1 protein-coding gene is annotated in these 248 nt (G+C 62.1%); it reads left to right on the forward strand.

The window, feature by feature from the left end; translation table 11 throughout:
* Window positions 1-28 precede the first annotated feature (28 nt).
* Window positions 29-248: leucine zipper domain-containing protein (locus L6990_RS11880; RefSeq protein WP_237204381.1), on the forward strand; the 220-nt coding region annotated here is incomplete at its 3' end.

Genomic DNA, 248 nt, shown 5'->3' on the forward strand with positions numbered 1-248 from the left:
TTACGAAGACCGCGGCGGAGGCCAATTGATGACCCATCCGAACGCTCTTCTCACTCCTCGTGCCCGTCTCCGGTTAGCTCGGCTGATTGTCGAAGACGGCTATCCGGCCACGATCGCCGCAAAGATGTTCATGGTCTCCCCGATCACTGCCCGGAAATGGGCAGGCCGCTACCGGGAAGAGGGTGAGTTTGGGATGCAGGATCGCTCCAGCAAGCCGCACCGGATCCCAGGCAGGACGCCCGAGCATG

The organism is Rothia endophytica, from assembly GCF_928381505.1.
Classification (GTDB): Bacteria; Actinomycetota; Actinomycetes; order Actinomycetales; family Micrococcaceae; genus Rothia; species Rothia endophytica_A.